Source organism: uncultured Shimia sp., assembly GCF_947493595.1.
GTDB lineage: Bacteria > Pseudomonadota > Alphaproteobacteria > Rhodobacterales > Rhodobacteraceae > Shimia.
In genome coordinates this window covers 67,078-78,291 of the sequence record NZ_CANLRL010000005.1, presented here as the reverse complement: position 1 = coordinate 78,291, position 11,214 = coordinate 67,078, and the positions used below count along the sequence as shown (strand labels likewise).

The 11,214-nt window shown below is 59.7% G+C and carries 9 protein-coding genes; all 9 read right to left on the bottom strand.

Going from position 1 to position 11,214, the window contains the following annotated elements:
* Positions 1–3: 3 nt before the first annotated feature.
* Positions 4–1,683, bottom strand: coding sequence for an ABC transporter ATP-binding protein (locus Q0955_RS13315; protein ID WP_299424934.1), 1,680 nt, complete (start codon positions 1,681–1,683; stop codon positions 4–6).
* Positions 1,684–1,688: 5 nt separating this feature from the next.
* Positions 1,689–2,771, bottom strand: a complete 1,083-nt coding sequence (locus Q0955_RS13310) for an ABC transporter permease (protein WP_299424932.1) — start codon at positions 2,769–2,771, stop codon at positions 1,689–1,691.
* Positions 2,772–2,963: 192 nt separating this feature from the next.
* On the bottom strand, positions 2,964–4,328 hold the full coding sequence (locus Q0955_RS13305; RefSeq protein ID WP_299424931.1) for a CmpA/NrtA family ABC transporter substrate-binding protein: 1,365 nt from the start codon (positions 4,326–4,328) through the stop codon (positions 2,964–2,966).
* A 424-nt stretch (positions 4,329–4,752) separates the two neighbouring features.
* Positions 4,753–5,337 (bottom strand): ANTAR domain-containing protein, encoded by a 585-nt coding sequence (locus tag Q0955_RS13300; protein WP_299424929.1) that lies wholly within the window; start codon positions 5,335–5,337, stop codon positions 4,753–4,755.
* 252 nt (positions 5,338–5,589) lie between these two features.
* On the bottom strand, positions 5,590–6,333 hold the full coding sequence (locus Q0955_RS13295) for an SDR family oxidoreductase (protein WP_299424927.1): 744 nt from the start codon (positions 6,331–6,333) through the stop codon (positions 5,590–5,592).
* 61 nt (positions 6,334–6,394) lie between these two features.
* Positions 6,395–7,843 (bottom strand): aldehyde dehydrogenase family protein, encoded by a 1,449-nt coding sequence (locus Q0955_RS13290; RefSeq protein WP_299424926.1) that lies wholly within the window; start codon positions 7,841–7,843, stop codon positions 6,395–6,397.
* Positions 7,830–9,452, bottom strand: a complete 1,623-nt coding sequence (locus Q0955_RS13285) for a dipeptide ABC transporter ATP-binding protein (protein ID WP_299424924.1) — start codon at positions 9,450–9,452, stop codon at positions 7,830–7,832. The genes Q0955_RS13290 and Q0955_RS13285 overlap by 14 nt, the downstream gene beginning before the upstream one ends.
* Positions 9,449–10,270 (bottom strand): ABC transporter permease, encoded by an 822-nt coding sequence (locus tag Q0955_RS13280; RefSeq protein WP_299424922.1) that lies wholly within the window; start codon positions 10,268–10,270, stop codon positions 9,449–9,451. The genes Q0955_RS13285 and Q0955_RS13280 overlap by 4 nt, the downstream gene beginning before the upstream one ends.
* A complete protein-coding gene (locus Q0955_RS13275; RefSeq protein ID WP_299424920.1) occupies positions 10,267–11,214 on the bottom strand; it encodes an ABC transporter permease in 948 nt (315 codons plus the stop codon). Before Q0955_RS13275 ends, Q0955_RS13280 begins: the two co-directional genes overlap by 4 nt.

The window sequence follows — 11,214 nt, the reverse complement described above, 5'->3', positions numbered from 1 at the left end:
AGCTTACTCCGCCGCGATGGCTTTGGATGGCTTTGGTTTGGGCTTGGCGCCATGTTCGTATTCCTCAAGGAAATCGAGCACATCTTGGCGATAGCGGTAATAGTCGGGGTGCTCGAGCAGGGCTTTGCGTGTGCGCGGACGTGGCAGGTCGACGTCCACAATTTTGCCGATGGTCGCTTGTGGACCGTTGGTCATCATGACAACACGGTCGGCCAACAGAATGGCTTCGTCTACATCGTGGGTCACACAAATCGCGGTCACTTTGGTGCGGTCCCAGACTTCCATGAGCACCTCTTGCAGCTCCCAGCGTGTCAGGCTGTCGAGCATACCAAAGGGTTCATCCAAAAGCAGAAGTTTCGGGGACAGAGCGAAGGCGCGGGCGATGCCGACACGCTGCTTCATGCCGTTGGACATGGAGTGCGCCGGGCGGTCCATAGCGTCGGCAAGACCAACACGCTCGAGGTAGTATTCCACGACGTCCTGACGTTCGCCTTGGCTGGCTTTGGGGTAGACTTTGTCCACGCCAATCGCCACGTTTTCCTTGGCAGACAGCCACGGGAACAGGTTAGGTGATTGGAACACCACAGCCCGTTCAGGGTCGGCGCCCTCGACGTGGCGACCGTCCAGACGGATACCGCCTTTGGAGATCGGGTTGAGGCCTGCTGCCATGGTGAGCACCGTGGACTTGCCGCAGCCGGAGTGGCCGATAAGAGAAATGAACTCGCCGCGCTGCACTTTTAGGTCGAAGTCTTCGACCACTGTGAGCGGACCTTTGGGCGTTGGGTAGATCTTGTGCAGTTGCGAAAAGTCCAAGAAATTATGGTCGATCATGCCCTTCTGAGCATCTTTGACAGCGGCCGGGACGCCGTGGATCGGGGTGACGTCGGGCAGCACTTTTTTGCCTTCCGCCTTGGCCGCAATGCCCACGTCCATCAGATACTTAGTGACTTGCGCACGCAGTTTTTTGAAACCCTCGTGGTGGTTCATCTCCATACGGTCCCTACGACGTGGGATGTCGACTTTGAACTCCTGGCCCAAAGTGCCATCGGGGTTCAGCGCGATGATGCGGTCGGCGAGGATGATCGCTTCGTCTACGTCGTTGGTAATCAGAACGCAGGTCTTTCTCTCCGCATCCCAGATCGCCTCGATTTCATCGGCTAGATTGGCGCGGGTCAAGGCGTCCAATGCGCTAAGCGGTTCATCCAGAAGCAAAACTTCGGGGTTCATCGCCAAGGCGCGGGCCACGTTCACGCGCTGGCGCATGCCGCCGGACAACTCGGCTGGACGACGGGTGGCAGCGTGGGACAGGCCGACCATCTTGATGTAATGGTCAACGCGCTCTTCTTTTTCGGCTTTGGGCATGTTGGGGAACACGCTATCCAACGCAAGGCGCACGTTGCCGTTCACCGTCAGCCAAGGCATCAGCGAGTAGGATTGGAAGATCACGCCGCGCTCTGGGCCGGGTTGGGTGATCTTCTCGCCCTTGAAAGTCACACTGCCAGAGGTGGGCAATTCGAGGCCCGCCATCAGGTTGATCAATCTGGTTTTTCCGGAACCGGAGAAGCCCAGAAGAACGAGGAACTCGCCCTCCTGAACCTCAAGGTTGATGTTTTTAAGAACGTCGGTCTTGGCTGTGCCTTCGCCAAAGCTCTTGGAGACATTGTTAAATTTCAGAACACTCATGGCGATCACCGGTTAGAGGAGAAGGTGAAGAGGGACTGGATGGCGTACATCAGACGGTCGAGCAGGAAGCCGATGATGCCGATGGTGAAGACGGCGACCATGATCTTGGCGAGGGAGCTTGAAGAACCGTTTTGGAACTCGTCCCAGACAAATTTGCCCAAGCCCGGGTTTTGCGCCAGCATTTCAGCCGCAATCAGAACCATCCAGCCGACACCGAGGCTCAGACGCAGGCCGGTGAAGATGAGCGGCAGGGCAGATGGCAGCACCAGCTTGGTGATTTTGGTCCAGGTGTTCATCTTCAGAACCTTGGAGACGTTCACCAGATCTTTGTCGATAGAGGCCACGCCGAGCGCGGTGTTGATCAAAGTTGGCCAAAGAGAACAAAGAGTTACGGTGATCGCCGAGGTTAGGAAGGACTTGGAGAACAAGCCGTCATCGACGGTGTAGGTGGCGGAGACCACCATGGTTACAATTGGCAGCCATGCCAGTGGGGAGACTGGTTTGAAGATCTGGATCAGCGGGTTTACGGCGGCGTTGGCGTAAGGAGACAGGCCGGCCATGATGCCAATTGGGACAGCAATTGCGGTGCCGATCAGGAAGCCAAAGAACACGGTTTTGATCGAAGTCCAGATCTGATTGTAGTAGCTGGGGCTGCCTGTGTATTTGATATCTTTGACTTTTTCCGGCTGGCCATTGGCGATGAACTTGGCGTTGCGGGCCTCTACTCGTTCGTTGAACTTCGCTTCTTTGGCGGCCTTGGCTTGGGCGTCTTCGTGGAGAAGCACGGCTTCGGTCCAGACCTCTTTCGGGCCCGGAACGGCACCAAGGGAGGTTTGCACTTTGGGCGCGAGGTTGCCCCAGAGCATCAGGAAGATGGCGATGGCCAAGAGTGGCACGCCCAAAAGTCGCCAGATTTCAGCAGCTTGCGCTTTCGGATTGTCGCCGGCGGCGGCTTTCAAAATTGGAGTGAGGAAGCTGAGACCGAGGACCTGAAACCAAGTGTCGGCCTTGTTGATGCGGGTGAAGAGGCGCGCGCGGCGGGCTTCGCGCTCTTCATCTGCGATGTTTTGCGGGTCGATTGTGGTCATTGGCGTGTCCGTGGCTCTGGGCGCTGTTGCGGTATTGGTTAATGCCGAGGAGCGGCTGATTTTGACGTCGGTATTGTGTCGGTATCGCGACTGTTTCGCGGAGGTGCGGTTTGGCGGGACGGGCGAGAATTAACCGCCCGTCCGTTGCGTCGCAGGAGAAGGGGGGAGCCGTCCTTCCCGCGACGAAGCGCGTTAGCCTTGCACCTCAGTGCCAACGACACGTTGGTCGCCTTTCAGGCCGATTGGCAGGCTGTCGAGGTAGGCATTGGGAGTGCGGCCGTCGTAGGCGATGCCGTCGATGATGTCCTCGGATGGGGTTGGCGCTTTGTAGCCGTCGCTGTCCCATGGGAAGTCAGCTTCGTTGGCCAGACCTTCGTCCACCAGCAGGCGGGCTGCTTCGAGGTAGATCGCAGGCTTGTAGACCGACTTCGCGACTTCGTCATACCAGTTGTCAGGCTTGGCCTCGGCGATCTGGCCCCAGCGGCGCATCTGGGTCAGGTACCAGACGGCGTCGGAGTAGAATGGGTAGGTCGCGTTGTAGCGGAAGAATACGTTGAAGTCTGGAACCTCACGCTTGTCGCCTTTTTCATACTCAAAAGTGCCGGTCATGGAGTTGGCGATCACGTCGTAATCCGCGCCCACGTATTCCGGCTGGCTAAGGATTCTCACCGCTTCTTCGCGGTTGGCGTTGTCGTTTTCATCGAGCCACATCGCTGCGCGGATCAGCGCCTTGGTCACGGCCAGGGTGGTGTTTGGATACTTCTCGGCAAACTCGGCGTTCAGACCGAAGACTTTCTCTGGGTTGTTTTTCCAGAGTTCGTAGTCGGTGATCACAGGCACACCGATGCCTTTGAACACGGCCTGCTGGTTCCAAGGCTCACCCACGCAGTAGCCGTAGATTGTGCCCGCTTCCATGGTGGCTGGCATCTGTGGCGGTGGGGTCACGGAGAGCAGAACATCCGCGCCAATCTGGCCGGTGATGTTTTCCGGGGAGTAGTAGCCTGGCTCCAGACCACCGGCGGCCAGCCAGTAACGCAGTTCGTAGTTGTGGGTGGAGACCGGGAAGACCATGCCCATGTTGAATGGCTTGCCTTCGGAGGTGTATTTCTCAACAACCGGCTTCAACGCGGAGGCGGAGATCGGGTGTTGTGGACGCCCATCGTCCATCAGTGGAACGTGCGGCTTCATTTCTTCCCAGATCTGGTTGGAGACGGTGATGCCGTTGCCGTTCAGATCCATGGAGAATGGTGTGATGATGTGGGCTTCGGTGCCGTAGCCAATGGTGGCGGCGAGTGGCTGACCTGCGAGCATATGAGCGCCATCAAGCTGGCCGTCGATCACGCCGTCCAGCAGCACTTTCCAGTTGGCTTGTGCTTCGAGCGTCACGAAAAGGCCTTCGTCATCAAAATAGCCTTGCTCATAAGCCACGGCGAGCGGCGCCATGTCGGTTAGTTTGATGAAGCCAAAGGTCAGTTCATCTTTTTCAAGGTCAAGCTCTGCTGCTGCTGGCGCGGCGAGAGCGGTGGTCGCAGCGAGAAGGGCGGCGAAACGATGCATTTGTGGCGTTCCTTTTGGTGTGCCCCGAATTGGAAGAGAGGGCAGGAAAACAAAAAAGCCGCGCGACCAGCGCCGAAGGAGGAGGTTCGGCGGGGTCGAGCGGCTTTGCTCAAGATGTCCCTGGTCGTTCAGGGTCAAAACAGAACGTCGTTGTCCTGTGTTGATGTCATTAGGAAGGGCGTTGGTGCGAGTCTCAAGCGGGATGTGAGAGAAAATGCTGCGATGCCGCAATTCGCGGGTTGCTTGCTCAATTTTTGGGCGAATATGGTGGGGAGAGTCGCATTCCTGCTCAAAAATGAACCGAAAAGGTCTGATGTGGGCGCAGGTGCAAGGGGCATCGAAGGGGTGAAGAACCGCGTGTGACGAAAGGCGGCCCTTACTTAGGTCTGCCACATGTGAGGTGGGAGAGACGCGGGCAGGGTGGTCAGGACAGGAGGTCAGACGCGGTGACCAAAGCCTGTGCCACGCGTGCCATTTTCTTGCCTTCGTGCATCGCGGTTTTGCGCAGCAAGGCATAAGCCTCATCTTCCGGGATGTTACGCGCCTGCATTAAGATGCCTTTTGCACGTTCGATGATTTTACGATCTTCGAGGGCACGTTTGGTTTCGGCCAATTCGCTGCGAATGCCCGAAACTAAGTGAAAGCGGGTGATGGCGGCCTCAAGGATCGGTTTGATCCGATCTGGGTGCATGCCGTCGACCACGTAAGCTGAGATACCGGCTTCAATGGCAGCTTTGGAGAGGCCGTCGTCGGAGCGGTCGACAAACAGGGCAACCGGTCGATCCAGCGGCGCAACAGCCCGCGTGAGCGCGTTAATGTCGTTGCGGTTTGGATTGGTGATGTCGACCAGGACCAGATCAGGGTTCAGCTCTACTACAGAACTGGCAAGGCCCGTGAAGTTTGAGAGCACCCGAATGTGGTGATAACCGGTGGCGACAAGGCTGTCGATGATCGCATCGGCACGGGTTTTGTCGGGTTCGACAATCAGGATGGTGAGCGTGGCGGTCACGGCGCGTTGGACTCCGCTGGCTGGCGTTGGCTTGAGCTAACGCTGCGCTGCGGCAAAGAGCCAGAGGGTCTGTCGGGGAAGAGTGTCACGCAACCGCCCAAGGTGATGAAACTTTGGGCGGTTGCGGTGGCTGTGCTTGATTGTGGGGCGCTTTTAGTAGTTTGCGTTTGAATTGAATCGCTTGTTCGCTGCCTCTCCCATGTGGTCGAACGCGAAAAACGATCCGCTTGCCCCTGTAAAGCGCAAACTGCTTTAGATGCAGCGCCCGCCGTCAACTTCCATCAGCGTACCGGTGATCATGCTGGCTTCGTCAGAGCACAGGAAGGCTGCGGCGTTGCCCATGTCTTCGGGTTGGGAGAAGCGGCCCAGGGGGATGGAAGAGAGGAACTTGGCGCGGATTTCCGGGGTGTCTTCGCCCATGAAAGACGCGAGGAGTGGGGTTTCACCGGCAACCGGATTGATGGCGTTCACGCGGATGCCGTGGGGGGCAAGCTCGACGGCCATGGCTTTGGTTGCGGTATTCACCCAGCCTTTGGAGGCGTTGTACCAGTTGAGGTTGGGCCGCGGGGAGAGGCCTGCTGTGGAGGAGACGTTGAGGATGGCGCCGGTTTGGCGGGATTTCATGTGTGGAACAAGCGACTGGGCAATCAGGTAGATGGACTTGCAGTTCACGGCAAAGACGCGGTCAAAATCAGTCTCGGTGACGGTCTCCATTGGGGCGGGCAGGTGGGTGACGCCAGCGTTGTTCACGGTGATGTCGATGTGGCCCCATGCCGACACGGCGGTGTTGATCATGGCCTGTACACTTGCGGCGTCAGCCACGTCGACGGTGCAGGGGATGGCGTTTTTGTGTTCGGCGGCTTTGGTTTCGGCCATATCGCCGTTGATGTCGGCGACAAGCACGCGGGCGCCTTCGGCGAGGAATTTGTCGACAATGCCCGCGCCGAAGCCCTGAGCGCCGCCGGTGATGATGGCTGTTTTGTTTTCAAGACGCATGTGCTGGTCCTTTTTTGCGCCCGCGGAAGCCTCCGGCGGGGATACTTGTAGACAGTGAATGTTAGCCGTGCAGGGCGGCGACGGTTTTGAGTTGGCTGAAGTGGAAGAGTGCCTCGAAGCCTTTTTCGCGGCCATGGCCGGAGTGGCCGGTGCCGCCGAAAGGCAGTTCCACACCGCCGCCGGCGCCGTAGTTGTTGAGGAAGACCTGTCCCGCCTTCAAGGATTTGGCGAGGCGCATCTGGCGGGCGCCGTTTTGGGACCAGACGGAGGCGACAAGGCCAAATTTTGTGCCATTGGCGATGGCGAGGGCTTCTTCCTCGCTGTCAAACGGGATCAGTGCCTGCACCGGGCCGAAGATTTCATCCTGGGCCAATGTGTGGTCCGGGGGGACGTCTGCAAACAGGGTTGGTGCAACGTAGTGGCCGGGGGTGTCGGTGACGATTTGGCCCTGGGCGGCGGTTTGCAGGTCTGCACCTTTGGCAAGGAAGCCGGAAACAAGCTCTTTCTGGCGACCAGAGATCAGTGGGCCGAGGGTGGCGTCCTCCAGTGCTGGGGCGACACGCATATTTTGGTATGCCGCCGCCATGCGGGTGGTGACCTCATCGTAAACAGAGCGTTCCACAAGGATGCGCGAAGAGGCGGAGCAGGTTTGACCGGCGTTCTGGATGCCTGCGTTCACGAGGAAGGGCAGCGCAGCGTCGAGGTCCGCGTCGGCAAACACCAGTTGCGGGCTTTTGCCGCCCAGTTCCAGCGTGACGGGGACGACATTTTGTGCAGCGGCGGTTTGCACCAGACGGCCTGTGTTCACGGAGCCGGTGAAGGAGATGTGTTGGATGTCGGAGTGGCCTGCAAGGGCGGCACCGGCCTCGGCACCAAGGCCGGGCACCACGTTGAGAGCACCGGCGGGCAGGCCTGCTTGTTGCGCAAGTTCTGCAAAGGCGAGGGCTGTGAGGCAGGCTTCTTCCGCCGGTTTCAGCACACAGGCGTTGCCCATTGCTAGGGCCGCGCCAACCGAGCGGCCAATGATCTGCATCGGGTAGTTCCACGGCACGATATGGCCGGTCACGCCAAAGGGCTCGCGCAGGGTGTAGACGGTGTAGCCGTCCATATAGGGGATGGTTTCGCCATGCACTTTGTCAGCTGCGCCGCCGTAGAACTCCATGTAGCGGGCCAGCGCGATCACGTCGTTGCGGGCTTGGGTCAGGGGTTTGCCCACATCCATGGCTTCGAGTTTTGCCAGCGTGTCGGTGTGCTCCAACACCAGCTGCCCGATGCGGGTGAGGATGCGGCCGCGTTCAACAGCGGTGGCGCGCCCCCAGTCACCCGCGCGGGCGGCATGGGCGGCTGCAACAGCGGCATCGACGTCGGCGGATGTGCCGCGCGCGATAGTGGCCAAATGCGTACCGTCTGACGGGTTTGTTAGCTCTAAAGTGTCGCCGGAACTGGCGGGTTGCCAGTGGCCGCCAATCAGGCATTTGGACGGGTCAAAAAACAGATCAGGCAGGGGCATGGGCGGTCTCAGTCTTGTCACTCAACGCGGCCAGATCCGGAAGCACCGGCGCGGCGTTGATCAGGGTTTGCGTGTAGGGGTGCATTGGCGTGGTGAAGACCGTTTCGGTCTCGCCTTGCTCCACAATCTCACCGTTTTGCATGACCAGCACACGGTCAGTCACGGAGCGCACCACGGAGAGATCGTGGGAAATGAACAGATAGGCCAGGTTGTGGCGGCGGGAGAGCCCGGCAATCAGGTCGAGAATTTGCGCGCGGATGGAGACGTCGAGCGCCGACACGGCCTCGTCAAAGATGATCAACTCAGGTTTGGTAATCAGGGCGCGGGCGATGGCGATGCGCTGCCGCTGACCACCCGAGAATTCGTGGATGTACTTTTGCGCATCTGACGGCTGCAAACCAACGTCGGTGAGCACTTCGCCAATGACCTGCGTCAGTGCCACGCCGGTGGGGGGCGTGTCGACCAGATGGAAGGGTTCGGTCAGGATGCGCCCAACTTTGTGCCGCGGGTTGAAGCTGCTGTAGGGGTCTTGGAACACCACCTGCGTTTTGATGCGGGCCTGGGCTGGCATGTCGGGGGCAACGGCGGTGCCAAAGGCCGTGATGCTGCCGTCTTGCAGCGGCTCAAGGCCCAAAATAGCCCGTGTTAGGGTCGATTTTCCGCAACCGGATTCCCCGACCAGTCCAACCCGCTCACCTTGGTGGATGTCAAAGCTGATGCCCTTGACCGCACGGTGAAAGCTGCGGGGCGCAAAGAGTTTTGTGCGCGGCAGGGCGTAGTCGCGGACCGCGTTTTGCACAGACAGGATTGCGGCGTGTCCGTCTTCAGCGTTGGGCAGGTCAACTTGATGCTGGGAGGCGGCAAACAGAGCTTTGGTGTAGGGATGTTGCATGTGGGCAAGCAGGTGTTTGGTGTCGCCTTGTTCGACCACTTCGCCCTTGCGCATGACCACAATGCGGTCTGCCATGTCTGCCACCACGGCGAGGTCATGGGTGATCATCAACAGGCCCATGTCGAATTCTTCGACGAGGTCTTTCAGAAGGTCGAGGATCTTGGCCTGAGTGGTGACGTCGAGTGCGGTTGTGGGTTCGTCAGCAATCAACAGACGCGGGCGGCGGGCGATGGCCATGGCGATCACAACGCGTTGACGCTGGCCGCCGGAGAGTTCGTGTGGATAGCGCGACAGTGGGAAGCGGTCTTGTGGCAGGCCGACACGGGTGAGCATGGCTGCGGCTTGTGCTTCGGCTTCGGCTTTGGGCATGACGGCGTGCATGCGGATGGTCTCGGCCACTTGTTGGCCAATGGTGTGCAGCGGGTTGAGCGCGGTCATTGGCTCCTGAAAGACCATGCCAATGCAGTTGCCGCGCATGGCGCAGAGGGATTTTTCCGACTGTGCGGTGAGCTCTTCGTCGCGCAGCATGATGTGGCCACTGGTGCGGGCGCTCTCGGGCAGGAGCTGCATCACCGCCAGCGCGGTCATGGATTTGCCGGAGCCGCTTTCGCCAGTCACGGCCACGATCTCACCAGGAGCAATGGAGAAGGTGACCTCTTTCAGGATTGAAAGGGGGCCGATCGAGAGGGAGAGGTTTTGGACAGAGAGCAAAGTCATGAGCGCATCACCCGAATTTTGGGGTCAAGAAAGTCGCGCAGCCCGTCACCCAAGAGGTTGAGGCCCAGAACCGAGGTGATGATGGCAAGGCCGGGGATCAACGCGAGGTGCGGTGCGAAGGACACCATGGTTTGCGCATCTGCCAGCATGCGGCCCCAGGAGGGTGTGGGCGGTTGTGCGCCAAGGCCAACGTAGCTCAGGCCTGCTTCGGCCAAAATGCCAAGGCTGAACTGGATGGTGCCCTGTACGATCAGCAGGTTGGCGACGTTGGGCAGGATGTGTTCCGCCGAGATGCGGGTGCGGGATTTGCCAGCAACACGCGCGGCGAGGATGAAGTCGCGTTGCCACAATGGGAGGGCACCGGCGCGGGTGAGGCGGGCGAAGACCGGGATGTTGAAGATGCCGATGGCGAGGATCGCGTTCACCGCGCTGGGGCCAAGAATGGCGGTGATCAGGATGGCGATCACAAGACTGGGGAAGGCAAAGATCAGGTCGTTTCCACGCATGATCAGCTCGTCGAGCCAGCTGCCGGAATTGGCGGCGGCCCAAAGGCCCAGCGGCACGCCAAGGCCCATGCCAATGCCCACCGCGACAAGGGCCACGGCCAAAGACGTGCGCGCGCCAACCATGATCATCGAAAAGATGTCGCGGCCAAAGTGGTCGGTGCCAAACCAATGGGCCGCGCTGGGCTTTTGCAGCTTGTTGGGGATGTCCATCTGCGTGATGTCAAATGGCGTCCAGAGGAAGCTGATCAAGGCTGCGGCGATCACCATAAAGCAGAGCAGGCCACCAAAGAGGATATTGCGGGAGAGCATCATGTGCGGGATCTCAGGCGGGGGTCAACAGCGGCATAGGCGAGATCCACAAGGAAGGTCACGAGGATCACCAGGAAGACCAGCAACATGACCACGCTTTCAACCACAATCAGGTCGCGGGCGGAGATGGATTGGAAGATCAGGCGGCCGAGGCCGGGCAGGAAGAAGACCTGCTCGATGATGATGGCACCGGCGAGCAGGAAGGAAAACTGCATGCCGATGATGGTCAGCACGGGGATCAGCGCGTTGCGCAAGCCGTGGCGCATCAGGGCCTGGCGGCGGGTGAGGCCTTTGGCGCGGGCGGTGCGCATGAAGTCTTCACCCAGCACATCCAGCAGGGCGGAGCGCATGACGCGGGCGAGGATGGCGGATTGCGGCAGGGCCAGTGCAATGGCGGGCAGGGTCAGGGATTTCATCGCCGCCGGGACGCCTTTTTCCCAACCAACAAAACCGCCCGCAGAGAACCAGCGCAGGTTGATGGCAAAGATCAGCACCAGCATCATGGCAAACCAGAAGTTGGGTACGGCGACGCCCAGTTGCGTGGCGCCCATCACAGCCATGTCGCCCGGTTTGCCCCGGCGGGAGGCGGCGTAGATGCCAGCGGGGAAGGCAATCAGCGTGGAGAGCGTGAGTGCGTAGAGGGCCAGAGGCAGCGACACCCAGATGCGATCGCCGATCATCTCGGTCACGGGGGTGCGGTAGGTGTAGGAGGTGCCAAAATCGCCTTGCAGCATACCACCAACCCAGGAGAGGTAGCGTTCCAGTTTGGACACATCCAGCCCCAGTTCGCTGCGCAGGGCGGCGATGGTGTCAGGTTGAGCGTTGAGGCCAAGCATAAAGCTTGCGGGATCGCCGGGCACCACTTCGATCACGAAGAAAATCACCAGCGAGGCCACCACCAGGCTTAGACCCAGAGACAGGGCGCGTTTGAGAGTGTAGCGGAGCAT